We start from the raw sequence: 17,947 nt of genomic DNA, 5'->3' as shown, positions 1-17,947 counted from the left end.
CGAGGCTCCAGCACGATGGAGTCGCGGAGCTGAGCTGCCGGCCGGCACGCAACGGCGCGTGCCGGCCGGGACGACCTGACGGCGAGGAGGCGGGCCGATGCCACTGAACGCGCAGGAACTCGACATCCAGACGATCAAGCCGCGGCGGGTGCTGCTGCTCTCCTGGGAGTACCCGCCCGTGCTGGTCGGGGGCCTCGGCCGGCACGTCCACGCGCTGTCGGTCGCGCTCGCGGCCGCCGGTCACGACGTCACGGTGGTCACCCGGCACGCCGACGGCGCGGCCCTGGAGGAGTACGTCGACGGCGTGCGCGTGGTGCGCGCCCCCGAGGACCCGGTCAGCTTTCCGCTGGCCACCGGCTCGCTGCTGGCCTGGACCATGGCCTTCAACCACACCCTGCTGCGCACCGCGCTACGGGCCGCCGGCGCCGAACGATACGACGTGGTCCACGCCCACGACTGGCTGGTCGCGCACACCGCCGTCACCCTGGCCGAGCACCTCGGCCTGCCGCTGGTCACCACGATCCACGCCACCGAGGCCGGCCGGCACCAGGGCTGGCTGCCCGGCGAGTTGAACAAGACGATCCACTCGGTCGAACACTGGCTGGCCCACGAGTCCGACCAGGTGATCGCCTGCTCGGGTTACATGCGCGACGAGGTGACCCGGCTGTTCGGCCTGCCGGCCGGGCGGGTCACCGTCGTACCCAACGGGGTCGACGACCGGGCGTGGCAGGCCCGGCCGCACGCGGTCGCCTCGGCCCGGCACCGGTACGCCGGCTCCGGCCCGCTGATCGGCTTCGCCGGCCGGCTGGTCTACGAGAAGGGCGTGCAACATCTGGTCGGCGCCGTGCCCCGGCTGCGCGAGCGGCATCCGGGGCTGCGGGTGCTGATCGCCGGCGACGGCCCGTACCGGCCGCAGTTGCAGGAGCAGGCCCGGCAGCTACGGCTGGAGCAGAACGTCAGGTTCATCGGTTTCCAGTCCGAGCGGCAGCTCCCGGCCGTGCTGGGCGCGACCGACGCCACCGTGGTGCCCAGCCTCTACGAGCCGTTCGGCATGATCGCCCTGGAGGCCGCCGCCGCGGGCGCACCACTGGCGGTGTCGGCCACCGGCGGGCTGGCCGAGATCGTCGAGCCGGGCGTCACCGGGGTGACCTTCCCGCACAGCGACCCAGTGGCCTTGGCCGACGCCGTCGGCACACTCATCGGCGACGAGTTCTTCGCCCGCCGGATGGCTCGCCAGGCGCGCAGCATGGTCAGCGAGCGGTACGGCTGGTCGTCGATCGCCGCCCGTACCGCCTCGGTGTACGCCGAGGCGGTCCGGGGCCGGCTGCCGGATCGCGGCGCGCCGAAGGTCCGGGCCAAGGTGGTCGTCCCGGAGGGCAACCTGCTGGAGCTGGCCGCCACCGGTTGAGCGGGCATCGATTGAGTAGATCGGGCCGACGGGCCTGAGTAGATACTCCCCTGAGTCCCGTGCGCGGGATGCGGAAGTACTGCCCGCTCGCTATCGTTCACGTGGGGTGACGATTGGGGAGCGGGCGGTGCGGCAGGGACTCATCGGCGAACGCTACCGGCTGATCCGCCTCGTCGGCCGGGGCGGGATGGGTCGGGTCTGGCTTGCCCGCGATGAGGTGCTGCACCGGGACGTCGCCGTCAAGGAGGTGGTGCCGCCCGACTGGCTCAACCCCGACGAGCGGGACACCCTGCGCCATCGCACGATGCGCGAGGCGCGGACCACCGCCCGGCTCAACCATCCCAACATCATCCGGGTCTACGACGTGGTGCCGGCCGACACCAATCCGTGGATCGTCATGGAGTACGTCCCGTCCCGTTCGTTGCAGGAACTCATCACCGACAACGGACCCCTGTCGCCCCGGCGGACCGCCGAGGTCGGTCTCGCGGTGCTGGCCGCGCTGCGCGCCGCGCACCGGGCCGGTGTGCTGCACCGGGACGTCAAACCGCACAACGTGCTGATCGCCGACGACGGGCGGGTCGTACTCACCGACTTCGGGTTGGCCATCGCCGAGGGCGACGGCCGGGTGACCCGGCCCGGCATGGTGATGGGTTCACCCCAGTACGTCTCGCCGGAGCGGGCCGCCGAAGGCGTCTCCACGGTCGAGGCTGATCTGTGGTCGCTGGGCGCCACTCTCTACGCGGCGGTCGAGGGCCGGTCCCCGTACGCCCGGAGGACCTCGATGGCCACCCTCACCGCGCTGGCCACCACCGGCCCCGACCCGGCGCCGCACGCCGGTCCGCTGCGTCCGGTCCTCGACGGCCTGCTCCGGCGCCGGCCTCGGGACCGGATCGGTCCGGACGAGATCGAGCAGCGGCTGACCCGCGTGCTGGCCGGGCCGGAGTCCCCGCCCCGGCTGCGCTGGTTGCGTCCGGCGGGCTCCCCGGAGGGCAGTGGCGGCACCCGACGGACCATCGCCGGTCCGGACCGGCACCGACCCGGGCCGCCCGGTCCGGTCACGGCGACCGAGCCGCCGCGCTGGCGCGTCACCGAGGACCTGGACGACCAGCGGGCCGTCGGGGACCTCGACCGGCGCCGCGCGGTCGAGGAGCCGCCCGGCCGACACGCGGCCGGTGACCTGGACGGGTACCGGCAGGCGGGGAGCCTGACCGGCCGCCGGACGGGCGAGGACCTGACCGGCCGGCGGGCCGCCGAGGACTCGACCGACCGTCGCCTGGCCGGGTCCGGGCCAGCGCGTGGCGGCGGGTCCACCGGGCGTCGCCGGACCTGGACGATCGCCGTCACCGCCGGGATCGCCGTGGTCGCCGTCATCGCCACGATCGCCCTGCTGCTGCACCGCTCCGGCGGTGACCAGTCCCAGCGGGGTGGTACCGGTGGTATCGCGTCGACCCCCACCGTCGGCAACTCCACCGCCGGCACCGCCACCGACCGAAGCGCGCTCACCGCCTTCACCTGTGGCAACCCGCCCGCCGACGCCGGGTCGGTCCCGCCCGCGCCACGGCCCACCGCCGAACGGTTCGCCCTCGCCCCCGGCTGGACCTGGTACGTCGATCCCACCGGCTTCCGGATCGCCGCGCCCCTGGGCTGGCTCAGCTACCTCGACGGGCCGGTCTCGTGCTTCCGGGATCCCGAGGGCTCCCGGGTGCTCAGTGTCGACCCGTCGACCCCGCCGACCGGACGGCCCGACCGGTACTTCCTCGACCAGGAGGCTCGGCTCACCGGTGCCGGGGTGCTTCCCGGCTACCAGCGGGTGACCATCCAGCGGGTCGACTCGTACGCCGGCGCCGAATGGGAGTGCCGGTGGACCAACCAGAAGGGCGTACCGGTCCACTCGTACCGGATGCTGGTCAACGCGGGCGGCCAGGCGTACACGGTCGGCTGGCTGACCCGGGAGTTCGACTGGACGGTGAACAAGCCGAACCTGCTGATGCTGCGGCAGAGTTTCCATCCGGCCGGCTGACCGGAGCTGTCCGTCGCGTCCCGGCTCGCGGCCACGAGCCGGAGGCGAAATGTCGGGATAGAAGCCAACCGCAACGTTGGGGACGGGAATCTTGCCGGGGGCCTAGAATACGGGCCATGGCCTGGGACGTTGAGGGAACAAAGCGGCGTTTGAAGGAGGCCGCAATCGTCGAGTTCGCGGAGCGCGGTCCGGACGGGACCACGATGGCGCGGATCGCCGAACGCGCGGGCATCAACAAGGAACGGCTCTACAACTACTTCGGCGACAAGCAGGCGCTGTTCGAGACCGTGCTGGCCGACGAACTGGACACGCTGGCCCGCGCGGTCGCTCCGGTCGACCCGCAGAGCGCCGACCTCGGCGACTGGGCTGGCCGCTCCTTCGACTACCACGCCGCCAACCCGCATCTGGTCCGGTTGCTGCAGTGGGAAGGGCTGGCCGGACGCAGCATCGCCGACCGGCTCAACCGGGAGACGCACTACCGGGAGAAGGTCCGGGCGGTCGAGCGGGCACAGCGGGACGGCCTGATCAGCGACGCCCTCCCCCCGGCGTACCTGGTCTTCTTCGTCCTCGCGATGGCCGCCTGGTGGTTCTCGGTGCCGCAGGTGGCCGAGATGCTGACCGGGCCCGCGAACGGCCCGGGGGAACTCGCCCGCCGGCGGGCGAGCATCGTCGCGGCCGCCCGACACCTCGGCACCCCGCCACCGACAGCCTGACCGTCGACCACCCGGCGCCTCGGCACCCCGCCACCGACGACCCGGGTTCCGGCGACTTCGGATCCGTCACCCGGCTCGCCGACGACGACCACACACCGACGACGACCTGGGTTCCGGCGGCCTGGCAGACGACAGTGGCCTCGTCCGGACCAGCCCGGACGAGGCCACTGTCGCACCTCTAGTTCAGCCTCGTCGTCACGGGCTGGTGCAGGTGAAGGCCGGCGTCGACGGCGTACCAGAGCCGATGAAGCCGAAGGTCGTCGAGGCGGACGCCCCGAGCGAGCCGTTGTACGCGACGTTGCTCACCGACACGGCCGAGCCGCTGGTGCTGAGCGTGCCGCTCCAGATCTGGCTGATGCTCTGACCGCTGCTCAGATTCCATTTCACGGTCCAGCCGTTGATCGCCGAGTTGCCGGCCGTCACCGTCACCTCACCCTGGTAACCGCCCGACCAGGTGCTGGTGGTCCGGTAGGTGGCGCCACACGCGCCGGCCGGCGGAGCCGAGGTCGGCGGGTTCGAGGTGGGCGGGGCGGAGGTCGGCGGGGCCGAGGTCGGCGGGGCGCTGGTGGGCGGGGCCGAGGTCGGCGGCATCGAGGTCGGCGGGGCGGAGGTGGGCGGGGCCGAGGTCGGCGGCGTCGGGTCGGGCTGGCTGAACTGCCACCAGTTGAAGTTGAACAGCGATCCGCTTCCCCCGGTGAACTTGAGGTACAGATCGTGGGTTCCGGTGGCGCCACTCGTCGGGCAGGACACCGTGGTCCAGGTCTGCCAGCCACCGGTGGCGGCGACCCGGCAGCTGCCGACCAGCGTGCCGTTGACCCCGTCCAGGTGCAGCTCGATGGTCCCACCGCTGGTCGCCGAGGCCACCCGGGCGGCGAAGGACGTCGCGCCGGTACCGAACCCGACCCCCTTCACCTTGATGTAGTCCCCGTTCTCGATGAAGCTGACGTTCCGCCCGCCCTCGGTGGCCACCTCGGTCTCGACGCCGGACTCCCACGCGATCGTCTCGGCCTCCTGCCGGACGTACGGGTTGAGGGTGCCCACCTGGGGTGCGCCGGTGGTGCTCATGTTGATCGTCGGGATCGAGCCGTCAGCGTTGTAGCTGAACTTCTCCACCGCCACGGACCGGGTGAAACCGCCACCGCCGGACAGCGCGCCGTTGTGATAGAAGAAGTACGACCCGCCGTTGAAGTCGACGATTCCCGGATGGTTGGTGAAGCTGCTGCCCTGGGTGGGCATGATCGTCCCGCGGTAGGTCCACGGTCCGAGCGGGCCGGGCGCGGTCGAGTACGCGATGAACTCCGAGCAGCACTTCGCCGCGTACACGAGGTAGTAGGTCCCGTTGCGCTTGTAGACCCAGGGTCCCTCTTCGAACAGCGTCGGCCGCTTCGCGTCCCCGGTACGGGTGCCGAATCCGGCCGTGGTCAGGTTGATCTTCGTGGGGCTGCCCGAGTACGAGGTCATGTCGGCGTTCAGCTTCACGTACCACAGGTCCGGGTTGCCCCAGTACAGGTACGCCTGCCCGTCGTCATCGATGAACACCGTCGGGTCGATCTGGCCGTTGCTCACCAGCGGATGGCCGATCGCGTCGGTGAACGGCCCGGTGGGGCTGTTGGACACGCCCACGCCGATGCCCATCTGACCGGTCGCCCGGACCGTCATCGGCACGTACCAGTAGAACTTGCCGTTGCGGTAGATCGTCTGTCCCGCCCAGGCGTCAGAGCGGGCCCAGCTGAAGGTGGACAGGCTCATCGGGGATCCGTGGTCGGTCCAGTTCACCATGTCGGCCGACGACCAGACCCGCCATTCCTTCATGGTGAACCACGTCGAGTTGTCCTCGTCGTGTCCGGTGTAGAGGTACACCCGGCCGTTGTAGACCAGCGGCGCCGGGTCGGCGGTGTAGATGGTCTGGACGATCGGGTTGTCCGCGCGGGCGGACAGCGCCGGGAACAGCGCCACGAGACAGAGCAGGCTCACCATCAAGGCGATGCTGCGCCGGGATTTGAGTCCCGTGAGCCGGAATTTCGCGCCCGCGGCTGCGGGGAACGCGGATCTCACAACTACCCCCTCAGGCAGTGATCACTCGCCGTGCGAGTTGTGCATTCGAAGAACCGTTCCGGCGGTTCGAACCGCCGTCATGGCCGCGCCTCTCCGTCGCCGGTAGGCGCGGTGTGACCATCCAGGGGAGCGCGTTGGAAGACCTCGAACGATTCGAGGACGCGATGGCACTTCCGAGGCGGTCGATGGACCGCCCGAGACCCCACCGCGCGGCGCGGTTGTCGAGTTGTGCCACAGGGGGAGAATCCACGGGAATCCACGCCGATCGATCGGCGTCGCGCCCGCTGCCCGGTGCGGTCGCGAGGACCCGTGTACCAGCCGCTGACCTGGTCGCTTTCCGAGCCGGCATCCTCACCCTGGGTGTTAACGCTAACAACCTGTCATGGAAGCTCCCGTCGCCCGACATCCCCCATGAACACCCGGTACGGCAATCGAAAACCCGTCGCGCCGGGTAGATAACTCATCACCATTGGGATCGAAGGTTGGAAATGAATCGTACTTACCGGCACGCTACCCGTCAACGCCGCACGGGCCGCTCCCACGGCCCGGTCCGTCCGGCCACCCGGCGGTCCAGCAGCAGGTACGGCCGCTCAGATCCGGTCTCCACAGCCGCGGCACGGCTCAACCGTCGCCCGGCTCAACCCCGGCCCGACTCAACCACCGCCGGCTCAACCCCGGCTCGATTCAACCGCCGCGCGGCGCGTACATGATGATGGCGACCCCGAGCAGGCAGATGAGCGCGCCCGTCACATCCCACCGGTCCGGCCGGAAGCGGTCCACCACGACGCCCCAGGCCAGCGAGCCCGCCACGAACACGCCACCGTAGGCGGCGAGGATCCGCCCGAAGCTCGGATCGGGCTGGAACGTGGCCACGAACCCGTACACCCCGAGCGCGACCACTCCCCCGGCGATCCACCACAGCCCACGATGTTCCCGCCAGCCCTGCCAGATCAGCCAGGCGCCGCCGATCTCGGCCAGCGCCGCCAGCACGAACAGCAGCAGGGATCTCAGTACGGCCACCCGGTGAACCTATCCGGCCGCCGCGCCGATCCGGCCCGGACCTCGAGTGCGTCCAGCACTTCGACGTGCCCGGCGGGGACCAGTACGTCCTGCGTAGCGGCCCGCCGAGAGCCTCAGCGGCGTTCCACTGGCTCGCTGATGCACACCGCAGACGCACCGCCAACCGACGCACCGCAACCGAAGCGCACCGCACCGCAGGGACACCGCACGCCCACCGCAGGCACGCGCACCGCAGGCACGCGCACCGCAGGCACGCGCACCGCAGGCACGCGCACCGCGTCGCCGACACACCGCGGCCAGCAAGCCTTCACCGGGTCACCGAACCATCATCCGGGAGCACTCATTCACCGAGAGTGAGCGCCGACTGCCTCCCGCCCAGGTGCCTTCACCCTCCTTTGCAATGCTTCCCTCCAGGCAACAGGCACACCGTGTAACGAGCAGTCTGACCCCAGAGGAACCCGGCAACGAGCGTTATCCCAGCCCAGCCCCGGTGTCGCCTGGAGGGAAGCATTGCAAAGGGGCCGCAGGCGCTCATCCGCTCCTCGCTGACGCAGTAACCCAGCGCAACATCGCCAACCAACCGGCCCACTACGTGGGGTGACCGACTTGCAGAGGCGGGGTGACTGACTTGCCGAGCATGCCCGGCGCAGGCCAGTCGGGGTCGGTTGTCGGGTGGCCGACAGCCGTGCCGCCGCTGGGCCTCCAGGATGGACGACGCGCCGCGCCCGGTAGCGGAGGCGGTTGGCGTCGTGGCGTACCTTTGCCAGCAAGATCCATGGGGAGGATGCGCGACGATGATGGGGCCGTCCCACGCTTTGTCAGGTGCCGCCGTCTGGCTGGCGGGCTCCTGGGCGCTCGACCAGTTCGCCGGCTACCACCAGTCACCACTGGCCGTCGCCGTGGGCACGGCGGTCTGTGCGGGCGGGGCACTCTTCCCCGACCTGGATCTTTCCGGGAAGGTCACCCGCAACCAGGGTGGCGCCACCGTCGCGCGTACCTTCGGGGTCTTCTCGCTGTTCCTGGCCGAGGTGATCGAGAAGATCTCGCTGGGGGTCTACACCGCCACCCGGCTGAGCAAGGATCCACACCGCAACAACGGGCACCGTACGCTCACCCACACGCTGCCGTTCGCCGCGCTGGTCGGCTGGGGTACGACGGCGCTCTGTGCCGCGTACGGCAAGTGGGCGGTCATCGGCATCCTGTTCTTCATGATCGGGCTGGCCCTGCGCGGTCTCTTCGACGACTGGGCGAAGCGGGTCGGCTGGGTCACCATCACGCTGTTGTCGCTGGGTGCCGCCTTCTTCACCTGGGTCACCCTGCCCGACAACCGTGGTTATCCGATGCTCGGCCTGGCCGTGGGGGTGGGCTGCTTCGCCCACATCATCGGGGACATGATCACCAGTGCCGGTGTGCCGATCCTCTGGCCGATCCCCTACAAGCGCCGGATGTGGCGCATGGTCGGCATCCCGAACCACATCGCGCTGCGGACCGGCGGTACCGGCGAGGTGGTGGTGCTGCGTACGGTGCTCACCATCGTCTCGATCCTGGCCGCGGTCGGCCTGGTGGCGCCCGGCGTGCTGCACAGCTTCGACATCGACGGTTGACGACGGCAAACCCTCGTTGAAGCCCTGGCACCAAAGTCCTCGTTGAAGCCTTGGCTACCACGGGACCAATTCCCGTCGCAAGGTCTATGGTTCCGTGCGCCAATGGCCGGAGAATTCGACGCATGGACATCTCTCGTCGCGATATTCTCGCCGGGGCGGCCGGTGCCGCCGGAGCCATCGCCACTGCTCCGCTGCTCTCCTCGACAGACGCCGCATCCGCGAGTGCCTCGGCCACGCTGCCAAGCCCGGCGGAGTCGGGCATCGAGCACATCGTGGTCGTCTGCATGGAGAACCGTTCCTTCGACCACCTGCTCGGCTGGTTGCCGGGGGCCAACGGCAGACAGGCCGGCCTGTCCTACGCCGACTCGTCGGGCATGATGCAGCCCACGCACCACCTCAGCACGACCCAGGGCTGCGCCTGGGCCGACCCGGACCACTCGTACGACGGTGGCCGCACCGAGTACAACGGTGGAGCCTGCGACGGTTGGCTCAAGACCAATGACATCTTCTCCATCGGCTACTACCAGCAGGCGGACCTGCCGTTCCTCGGCAAGGCCGCGCCGATGTGGACGGTGTGTGACAACTTCTTCGCCTCGACGATGGGGCCGACGTTTCCCAACCGGCTCTACCTGTGGGGCGCACAGACCGACCGGACGTCCAACACGTTCAGCTTCACCTCGATCCCCACGATCTTCGACCGACTCGCCGCGGCCCGCGTCTCGCGCCGCTACTACTACTCCGACGTGCCGTTCTCGGCGATGTGGGGACTGAAGTACCTCCCCATCAGCAAGAGCCTGGACACCTTCTTCGCCGACGCGGCCAGCGGTACCCTGCCCGCCGTCAGCTACGTGGAACCCGCCCTGTTCCTGGAGGCGGTGGATGGCCTGTCCAACGACTACCACCCGCACGGCGACATCCGTAACGGCGAGGCGTTCCTGAACCAGATCTACCGGGCGGTGACCAGCAGCCCGGCGTGGCGGAACACGGTGCTGGTCTTCACCTTCGACGAATGGGGCGGCTTCTTCGACCACGTACCGCCGAGCGCCGCCGCGGACACCAACCCGGCGCTGACCGGCCTGCGCGGCTTCCGGATCCCCACCCTGGTCGTCGCGCCCTGGGCGCCGCGCGGGGCGGTCGCCCACAACCTGTACGACCACGCGTCCATCCTGAAAATGATCGAGTGGCGCCACGGCCTCGCCCCGTTGACCCCGCGCGACGCGGCGGCCAACAACCTCGCCGAGGTGCTCGACTTCGGCAGCCCGGATCTCAGCGCTCCGCAGTGGGACGTGCCCAGCGTGTTCGTCCTGCCCTGCTTCGCGCAGCGAGCGGCGGCCGGGCAGGACACCCAACGAGCGGCGGGCGCGCAGGGCACCCGGGCGGGCGCCCGAGAGGGAGCCCCCGCGACGACCGAGACCCAGGAGAACGCCGACTGGGCCTGGCTGCGCGACGCGGCCATCCGGACCGGCTGGCCACTCAGGAAGCGGTAGCGGGACGGGCGGATGGCGCCGGCCGGGCTCGCCGCCCGACCGGCGAGCGGCCGGGCTCGCCCGACCGCCCGGTGGTCAGGCTCGCCCGGTGGTCAGGTCCGCCCGGTGGTCAGGCTCGCCGGTGGTCAGGCTCGCCCGACCGCCGAGCGGTCAGCCCAGTGCGGCGTCGGCCCAGTCGGTGAGCAGCCGGAGCACGGGCGCCCGGCCGGCGAACATCCGCGCCACGTCCCGTCGGTCGTAGTTCGGCGTCGCCGGGTTGGCGGTGGCGGCGAACCCCAGCATCCAGGGCGCCAGCCAGCAGTACTTGACCGCGGCCGTCACCGCCACGGCCCGTCGGGCGACGGCCGGGTCGACCGCGCCGTCGAGCCCGGCCAGGTAGTTGTCGGTCACCGACTCCGCCACGTCGGCCAGCCGGTCGACCGGGACCAGCCCGTCGAGGAACGTGTCGAGGATGAGGTTGGCCGCGTCCTCACCGACCGGCCCGGGGCCGAGGGCCATCCAGTCCAGCAGTACGGGCCCGGAGTCGGCGACGACCAGGTTCATCGGCCAGACATCATGGTGGCAGAGGGTCTGCGGCAGGTCGCGGGACGCCGCGACGTACTCCTCGCGGCGATTCCACAGCTCGCGCAGGCGTGCCCGCAGCGACGCGGGCCAGTTGGCGAGCGCCACCGGGTGCTCCCAGGGCAACACGTCGGGGACCGGGCGGCTGCGCGCGTAGTCGACCAGCCAGTCCCGGGCCAGCCAGGTCACGTCGGGCGTACGGCCGAGCCAACCCGCGTGCGCCCGACCGAGCCGGTGGGCGAGGTCGGCGAGATCGGCCACGTCGGCGGCTGGGCCCGGCCGGCCGGCCACGTCCTCCAGCCACAGCGCCACCGAGCCGTCCCGCTCGACGAGGTCGAGCAGCTCCGGCGCGCGGATGCCGCTGTCCGCGTAGACGGTCGCGGCCAACCCGTCGCGGTACGCCAGCACCTCGCGCCGCCAGTAGTTCCAGTGGCCGGGGTCGTCCCCGGCGATCCAGTGCGACGGCGGGTCGGGATGATGGCCCGGCGAGGTGGCGATCTTGAGTACGGCGGTGCCGTCGTCCCGGCGTACCCGCCAGATGCCGCCGGTGGCGGCGTTGCTGGCGTTGTGGTCCAGCGGCTCGGCCGGGACGTCCGGGGCGACCAGATCCAGCGGCGGGCGACTCACCCGAGGAAGGGTAACCCTGGTCGTCGACCCGGCGGGACGGCACGGGTCGGTCAGGCGCCGATCCGCTGGACCGGTACGGTCAGCCCCCACCGCACCATCAGCTCGGGAGTGTCCACCCGGCAGCCGTCGGCAACGGTGTCGCAGGCCACGTCCACGATCTCGTCCTTGTGGGCCATCAGGTACGGCCGGGCGCCCACGTCGGCCTTGGCCAGGGTGGCGATCCCGGGCCAGTGCCGGCGGCCGAACAGCATCGGGTAACCGCGCAGCCCACGGTAGGTCGCACAGACCAGCGCCTCCGGGTACGGCAGGGCCGCGACCCGGCGTACCGCGGCGACGGTCAGGCCCGGCATGTCCACCGGCACCACGGCGACGGCCTCGACCTCGGGGTCGTCCAGGGCGTTCAGGCCCATCCGCAGCGATGACCCGATGCCGGTCCCCCAGGACCGGTTGACCACCACCCGCGCCCGGGTCAGGTCTGCCGTCCGGCGGACCTGTTCGGCGGCGGCGCCGAGCACCACCACGCAGGGCGCGCAACCGGCCCCGGTCATGACGTCGAGCACCTGGTCGACGAGCGTCCGGCCGTCCTGCTGGAGCAGGGCCTCGGGGCCGCCGATGCGCCGGCCACCGCCCGCCGCGATGATCATTCCCGCGATCCGACTCAGCTGAGTCACCTCCGCCTTCGACATGCTTCCGCTCCGCACACAGCCGGGATCGGCCCGGCTGCCGTCGAGCGCACATCGGACCCAACGATCCACCGACTGGGTAGGTATCGGAAAAATGCCCCCAATTACGGATCAGAGCGACACACTGTGCATCGACCGGCCCGCCGCCGTCCCGGACGTCCGGGGCTCGCGGTGGCGTCACAGACCGACAGGACTCGCGGTGTCAGACCGACAGGATCTGCCACTCCTGGTTCGGACCACCGTTGGCGGCCCACTGGATGACCCGGGCGCCGTCGGTGGTGGCGCCGCCCTCCACGTCCACGCAGAGCCCACTGCGGACGTTGACGAGGCGGTGGTAGCCGGCGGTGGCCGCCGGTACGAGTTTCCACCACTGGTTGCTGCCGCCGCTGTCGGTCCGCTGGGTGAGCGCGGTGCCCTGGCTCGTGTTGGCGCTGTCGAGCACCTTGCCGCTGTTGACGCTGGACAGCCGGTAGGAGCCGTCGCTGTTGGACAGCAGCCGCCACTGCTGGTTGGCGCTGCCCGACCAGGTCCACTGGATGACCGCGGCGCCGTCGGTGGTGGCCGCACCGTTGACGTCCAGAACCTTGCCGCTGTTGCGGTTGACCAGGCGGACGATGCCGGGGGTCGGACCGCCGGCACCCAGGCCGATGGCGAGCTGCGTGGACGTGCCGGCGGTGAGCGACACCTGCCGGGCGTGGTCACCCAACGGGGAACTGGTCACGCTCGCACCGGTGATGGTGGCGATGCCGCGCCGGCAGATCAGCGTGACCGTCTGGTCGATGTCGGAGACCACGGTGGCGGTGACGGTCCGCGCGCCGATGTCCCAGCTCAGCGCGTCGATCCGGATGCGGTTACGGCCGCGTACCCCGGTGATCGTGCCCTTGCCGAACTGGTCGGGCAGCGCGGGCAGCAACTCCAGGATGCCGGGCCGGGTGTAGACCAGCGCCTCGGCGAGAACCGCGGGCAGCGCGATGGCCGCGTCGGCGTTGTACGTCGTCAGGTTCGGATTGTGCGACGTCATCAGGGACCGGAACACCATGTTGTTACCGAGGATCTTGCGAATGTTGCCGTACACGCCGGCGCCGTCCTTGAGCCGGGCCCGGGCGAGGGCCCGGTGCAGGGCGCCGTGCGCCTCACCACCCTCGTCGCCGCGCAGGTCCAGGGCGCGGCCGGCGTACCGGACCAGGTCCGGCTTGTCCTCCGGGTTGATCTCGTGCAGCGGCCAGGCCGGGTACAGGTGCTGGACGTGCCGGTGGTTGTACCGGTCGGTCAGGCTGGGCCAGGCCCACTCCGCGAGCGCCCCGTCGCCGTTGATCCGGTAGTCGGGCAGCTTGCCCAGCAGCGCCGTCCAGCGCTGCACGCCCTGGCCGCTGCCCTGCTCGGTACCCAGGAAGTTGGCGGCGTCGATGGCCGCCTGCAGGGCGTGCCGGGCGGCGGCGATCTCGCCGGTGGCGTTGATCGACAGCTGCCGGCCCGTGTTGCCGGGGGTGTTCTCGACCGAGAAGCAGGGCACGACGATGACCCGGCCGGACCCGTCGGTACGGGTGAGAAAGTCCTCGTAGAACAGCGCCAGCTCGGTCAGGACCGGGGCGAGTCGAGTCCGGTAGAAGGTGGTGTCCCCGGTGACCTGGTAGTACTCCAGCAGCGGATACAGCAGCCAGTCCGCACCACCGGTCCAGGTCAGGCCCGGGAATCCGGCGTCGAAGTGCAGCATCCTGCCGTACTCACCGTCGGTACGGGTGGGAGCGAGCAGGCCGCGCGTCCCGTAGAGGTTCCGGGCGTTGGTGCGCCAGTCGTTGATCTGGCCGAGGATCAGGTTGAAGTACCCGTCCATCGCCTCGGTGAGCGACAGGATGTTGCCGCCGGCGACCTGGAGGTTGACGTTGGCGTCGGTGGTGAAGTCCCCGGCCCACGCCGCGTCCCAGGCTCCCGTCCACAGACCGGTCAGCCGTGGCGGCAGGATGCCGCTGGAGCTGAGGAACAGGTACCGGCCGGAGTCGTACATCCGCTCCAGCAACGCGCCGTCGACGACGTTGCGGTTACCGTTCTGCCTCGCGATCAGCTCGCCCGTCGACAACTGGCGGTCGGCGGCGCTGACGTTGAGGTCGAGGCGGGACCGGTCGTACAGCGCCGCGTGTACCGCGGTGTGCGCCGCGAGCAGTGCCGGGTAGTCGGTGCCCAACGTTCCCAGCGCCGCGTGCAGGGGCTGCGTGTTCCACGCCGTGGACGACTCGTACCGGTCCAGCTTGGTCAGCAGCAGCACCCTGGTCGCCCCGGAGACCACGATTGTCGACCCGCTCGCCCGCACCGACCCGCCGGTCACCACCACCCGGGTCACCCCCTCGTACCCGAAGGCGCCCTGCCCGGCCGGGTAGGTGCCGCGCAGGTTGAGGTAGCCGTCACCGTTGCTCACCGTCGCCAGGGTGGTGAAGGCGACCGACCCGGGCACGCCGCTCAGCCTGGTGTTGACGCTGAGCGTGGTGTCGACCGTCCGGCCGGGGGCCGGGGTCAGCTCCTGCACGATGACCCGGTCGGGGCGGGACGTGAACGCCCGCCGCCGCCAGGTGCCGTTACCGTCGGTCCAGGTCGAGCTGACCTCGCCGGTGCGGAAGTCGGTGATCCGGGCGTAGTTGTTGACAGTGGTCATCCCCGGGCTGCTGAGCTGCAACTCGTAACCGGGGTGGAAGGTCTGGGTCCACCGCAGTGTCCAGCCGGCGGTCAGATCGTTGGTCGCGCCCGTGTAGTCACCGGCGAGCGCCTTGTCCCGGACCCCCGCCAACCGGCCGGACAGCACCGGCGGCGTCAGGTTGCGGGTGCCGTTCGGCAGGACGAACCGGTGGTGCGTGAAGATCACTTTTTCCAGGACGGGCGCCCCGTGGAACATGGCGCCGTACTCGCCGTTGCCGCTCAGGAAGGCGTCGGTCCAGTTCGTCGCGGCGGCCGTGTCGTAGATGCCGCGTTGGGGCAGGGTCACCTGCGGCGGTACGGCCGCCGCCGCCGGATCGGCGAGCAACGCCGGCGACAGCGCGGCGGTCCCCACCGTCGCCGCCGTGGCGGTCATGAGCTGTCGACGGTTCATCCGGGTGTTCATGGGACGTCCTCGCTGAGTCGACGAAGGTACGGCGCGGCGACGCGGCTCCGTCGGCCGATCGGAGCCGATCAGAGCCGATCGGAGCCGAAACATCAGATGGTTCCGCGGTGATCCGACGCAACGTACGACGAAGAACCGGCGGTCGTCAAGTGATGACAATCGATTGATCTGATCTATCCGGACCGATCGGGCCCCCGGATCGCGGGCACGGCCCGTACGGCAGTGGTCCTGAGCGCACCGGCCGGCAGAGCGCTCCCCACCGGTGCCCTACGCCGCCGCTGCTCTACGCCGCCGCTGCTCTACTCCGCCGCTGCTCTACGCCGCCGCTGCTCTACTCCGCCGCTGCTCTACGCCGCCGCTGCTCTACTCCGCCGCGCACGGCGGGTGCCACATCCGCGGCGGCCCGTGGAACAGCGGTCAGTCAGCGTCGGCGTAGCACTCCACGGTGGACAGATCGAGCGGGAAGCGCACCTCGGTCGGCCCGAACAGCAGCGCGGTCGCCTGCCGGCCGGCCTCGGTGACCCGCTCCGTCACCCAGTCGGCCAGCTCGCCCGGGCAGTGCACGAGCACCTCGTCGTGCTGGAAGAAGACCAGCTCGGCCGGGCTGCCGGCAAGCAACCCGCGCAGCACGGCCAGCAGCGTCGAGGCCCACTCGGCCGCCGTGGCCTGGATGACGAAGTTACGGGTGAACCGGCCCCGGGCCCGCGCCGCCGCCCCGGCCCGGGGCGCACCGGCCTCGGCGGCGTCCGGGACACCGCCGTCGTAGTCGGACTCCGGGTCACGCAGGCTGACGGTGGCCGGCGGGCAGGTGCGGCCGAGCCAGGACCTGACCAGCCCACCACCCTCCCCCGTCCGCGCCGCCGCCTCGACGAACTCGAAGGCGGTGGGATAGCTGCGGCGCAGCACCGCCAGAGCCGGCACGGCCGACCCGCCGGTCTGGCCGTACATGGCACCGAGCAGCGCCACCTTGGCCCGGGCCCGGTCGCCGGCGAAGGCGTCCCGGGCCAGTGCGGCATACAGGTCCCCGGACGCGCCCGCCGCCGCGAGCCGCGCGTCGCCCGAGACGGCAGCCAGCACCCGCGGTTCGAGCTGACCGGCGTCGGCCACCACGAACCGCCAGTCCGGGTCGGCGATCACGGCCTGCCGGATCACCCTGGGGATCTGCAACGCGCCCCCGCCCCGGGTGGCCCACCGGCCGGACACCACGCCACCGGGAATGTACTCGGGGCGGAACCTTCCCTCGTGGATCCAGGTGTCCCGCCAGGACCAACCGTGCGCCGTCCAGATCCGGTACAGCTCCTTGTACTCGATCAGCAGGGGTGCCGCCGGATGCTCCACCCCGCGCAGCACCCAGGCCCGGGTGTTGGGCAGGCGCACACCGGCCCGGGCGAACGCCCGCAGCACCTCGGCCGGTGAGTCGGCATGGATCTGGCGTACCCCGAACGCCTCGGCGATCCGGGCGGCCAGCTCGGCCAGCCGGCGGGGTGGGCCACCCACCGGCGACGGCTCACCGAGCAGCTCGTGCAGGACCGCGTCGTGGACGTCGGCGCGCCAGGGCAGCCCCACGGCGCCCATCTCGACCGCCACCAGGGCCCCGGCCGACTCCCCCGCCACCAGCAGCCGGAACCGGCCCGGATGCCTGACCTCGGCGAGCCGGGTCAGCTGGTCGGCGTAGACCCGGGCCACCACGTCCGGATCGAGCCCGGGGCCGGCGGGCAGCGCGTCGAACAGCGCCGCCTGCCCGTGCCCGGGTGGGGTGGCCGGTGCGGGCGGCGGATCCGGTGGGACGGGTGCGCCGGTCAGCCGGGCCCAGGCCGCGGCCAGCCCGCGCGGCTCGCCCCAACGGCCCGCGTACCCCGACAGCAGCGCCTCGGTCAGCTCAAGGTCGTGACAGCGGTCGATCCGGACACCTGCCCGCAGCAGGGTAGGATATGCCGACGCGGTGGCCGGGAACACCCAGCGCGGCCGGTCGCGTCGCTCCCGGTCAGCGACCGCCGCGGCGAGGTCGGTGACCGACTCGACCGGACCGGCCGGCGTGCCGTCGGGGCGCAGCGGCAACAACCGCGCCGGGCCACCGCCCTCGGCCAGCACGACGACCGGATCGGCGTGGGACACCGGATCAGCCCATCGACTTCGCGCCGTCGATCGCCTCCCGGATGATGTCGGCGTGACCGGCGTGCTGCGCCGTCTCGGCGATGACGTGCAGCAGCACCTGCCGGGCCGACCAGCGGGCGCCCGGCTCGAACCAGGGCGCCGCGGGCAGCGGCTGGCTGGCGTCCAGGTCGGGCAACGTCCCGACCAGCTCGTCGGTGCGCCGGGCCACCTCGTCGTACGCCGCGAACACCGCCGCGAGGGTGTCGCCCGGCTGCATCCGGAACGACTCCTCGCGGCGCTTCAGGGCGGCCGGGTCGTCGGCGGCCGGGAACACGGACGGGCCCTCGACGATGAAGCCGGCCCAGGTGCGCTCCACGTCCGTGACGTGCTTGATGAGCCCGCCGACACACAACTGGCTGACCGTGGGTGTCGCCCCGGCCTGCTCGTCGGTCAGGTCCCGGGCGGTGTTGCGGAGGAAGAAGCGTTGGCGCTGGAGCGACTCGACCAGCTCAACACGTTCCGAACTGAGAACGGACTCGGTCATCGTTAGCCTTCCAGCCCGGCAACAGGATCGCGCCGACCCT

The 17,947-nt window shown here is 71.4% G+C and carries 12 protein-coding genes; 5 read left to right on the top strand and 7 right to left on the bottom strand.

The annotated features are described in order from the left end of the window. Positions 1-97: 97 nt before the first annotated feature. The 3 genes from ACXN5W_RS08490 (at position 98) to ACXN5W_RS08480 (ending at position 4,141) form a co-directional block, all read left to right on the top strand. The gene (locus ACXN5W_RS08490) at positions 98-1,408 is read left to right on the top strand and encodes a glycosyltransferase family 4 protein (RefSeq protein ID WP_473157620.1); all 1,311 of its coding nucleotides are present in this window, start codon (positions 98-100) and stop codon (positions 1,406-1,408) included. 106 nt (positions 1,409-1,514) lie between these two features. After that, a complete protein-coding gene (locus tag ACXN5W_RS08485) occupies positions 1,515-3,428 on the top strand; it encodes a serine/threonine-protein kinase (RefSeq protein WP_473157619.1) in 1,914 nt (637 codons plus the stop codon). 116 nt (positions 3,429-3,544) lie between these two features. Beyond that, on the top strand, positions 3,545-4,141 hold the full coding sequence (locus ACXN5W_RS08480) for a TetR/AcrR family transcriptional regulator (protein WP_473157618.1): 597 nt from the start codon (positions 3,545-3,547) through the stop codon (positions 4,139-4,141). A 195-nt stretch (positions 4,142-4,336) separates the two neighbouring features. Here ACXN5W_RS08480 and ACXN5W_RS08475 read toward each other — a convergent pair whose 3' ends face one another. Beyond that, complete coding sequence (locus ACXN5W_RS08475; protein WP_473157617.1) at positions 4,337-6,118, bottom strand: family 43 glycosylhydrolase; 1,782 nt, start codon at positions 6,116-6,118, stop codon at positions 4,337-4,339. A 762-nt stretch (positions 6,119-6,880) separates the two neighbouring features. Next, positions 6,881-7,216, bottom strand: coding sequence for a YnfA family protein (locus tag ACXN5W_RS08470; RefSeq protein WP_473157616.1), 336 nt, complete (start codon positions 7,214-7,216; stop codon positions 6,881-6,883). Positions 7,217-8,010: 794 nt separating this feature from the next. Here ACXN5W_RS08470 and ACXN5W_RS08465 point away from each other — a divergent pair. After that, positions 8,011-8,820 (top strand): metal-dependent hydrolase, encoded by an 810-nt coding sequence (locus ACXN5W_RS08465; protein WP_473157615.1) that lies wholly within the window; start codon positions 8,011-8,013, stop codon positions 8,818-8,820. Positions 8,821-8,942: 122 nt separating this feature from the next. Continuing rightward, positions 8,943-10,307, top strand: coding sequence for an alkaline phosphatase family protein (locus ACXN5W_RS08460; RefSeq protein ID WP_473157614.1), 1,365 nt, complete (start codon positions 8,943-8,945; stop codon positions 10,305-10,307). Between the two features lie 150 nt (positions 10,308-10,457). On the opposite strand, the gene ACXN5W_RS08455 is transcribed toward ACXN5W_RS08460, so the two are convergent. From ACXN5W_RS08455 to ACXN5W_RS08435, 5 genes are all read right to left on the bottom strand, one after another. Continuing rightward, positions 10,458-11,495, bottom strand: coding sequence for a phosphotransferase (locus ACXN5W_RS08455; RefSeq protein WP_473157613.1), 1,038 nt, complete (start codon positions 11,493-11,495; stop codon positions 10,458-10,460). Between the two features lie 50 nt (positions 11,496-11,545). Then, complete coding sequence (locus ACXN5W_RS08450) at positions 11,546-12,139, bottom strand: nucleotidyltransferase family protein (protein WP_473157709.1); 594 nt, start codon at positions 12,137-12,139, stop codon at positions 11,546-11,548. Positions 12,140-12,380: 241 nt separating this feature from the next. Further along, positions 12,381-15,269, bottom strand: coding sequence for a glycosyl hydrolase family 95 catalytic domain-containing protein (locus ACXN5W_RS08445; RefSeq protein WP_473157612.1), 2,889 nt, complete (start codon positions 15,267-15,269; stop codon positions 12,381-12,383). 417 nt (positions 15,270-15,686) lie between these two features. Further along, positions 15,687-17,384 carry a bifunctional 3'-5' exonuclease/DNA polymerase gene (locus ACXN5W_RS08440; RefSeq protein ID WP_473157611.1) on the bottom strand — a complete coding sequence of 566 codons (1,698 nt, stop codon included), beginning with the start codon at positions 17,382-17,384 and terminating at the stop codon, positions 15,687-15,689. Between the two features lie 4 nt (positions 17,385-17,388). Continuing rightward, on the bottom strand, positions 17,389-17,907 hold the full coding sequence (locus tag ACXN5W_RS08435) for a DinB family protein (RefSeq protein WP_473157610.1): 519 nt from the start codon (positions 17,905-17,907) through the stop codon (positions 17,389-17,391). Between the last annotated feature and the right edge of the window lie 40 nt (positions 17,908-17,947).

This window comes from Plantactinospora sp. A48, assembly GCF_055793945.1.
This window is presented reverse-complemented; position numbering and strand designations above follow the sequence as displayed.

What these genes read in the sequence shown, in the direction of transcription:
- ACXN5W_RS08490 (WP_473157620.1), top strand. Translation starts at nt 98, where the DNA reads ATGCCACTGAACGCGCAGGAACTCGACATCCAGACGATCAAGCCGCGG.
- ACXN5W_RS08480 (WP_473157618.1), top strand. Translation starts at nt 3,545, where the DNA reads ATGGCCTGGGACGTTGAGGGAACAAAGCGGCGTTTGAAGGAGGCCGCA.
- ACXN5W_RS08475 (WP_473157617.1), bottom strand. Translation starts at nt 6,118, where the DNA reads ATGGTGAGCCTGCTCTGTCTCGTGGCGCTGTTCCCGGCGCTGTCCGCC.
- ACXN5W_RS08465 (WP_473157615.1), top strand. Translation starts at nt 8,011, where the DNA reads ATGATGGGGCCGTCCCACGCTTTGTCAGGTGCCGCCGTCTGGCTGGCG.
- ACXN5W_RS08460 (WP_473157614.1), top strand. Translation starts at nt 8,943, where the DNA reads ATGGACATCTCTCGTCGCGATATTCTCGCCGGGGCGGCCGGTGCCGCC.
- ACXN5W_RS08450 (WP_473157709.1), bottom strand. Translation starts at nt 12,139, where the DNA reads ATGATCATCGCGGCGGGCGGTGGCCGGCGCATCGGCGGCCCCGAGGCC.
- ACXN5W_RS08445 (WP_473157612.1), bottom strand. Translation starts at nt 15,269, where the DNA reads ATGAACACCCGGATGAACCGTCGACAGCTCATGACCGCCACGGCGGCG.
- ACXN5W_RS08435 (WP_473157610.1), bottom strand. Translation starts at nt 17,907, where the DNA reads ATGACCGAGTCCGTTCTCAGTTCGGAACGTGTTGAGCTGGTCGAGTCG.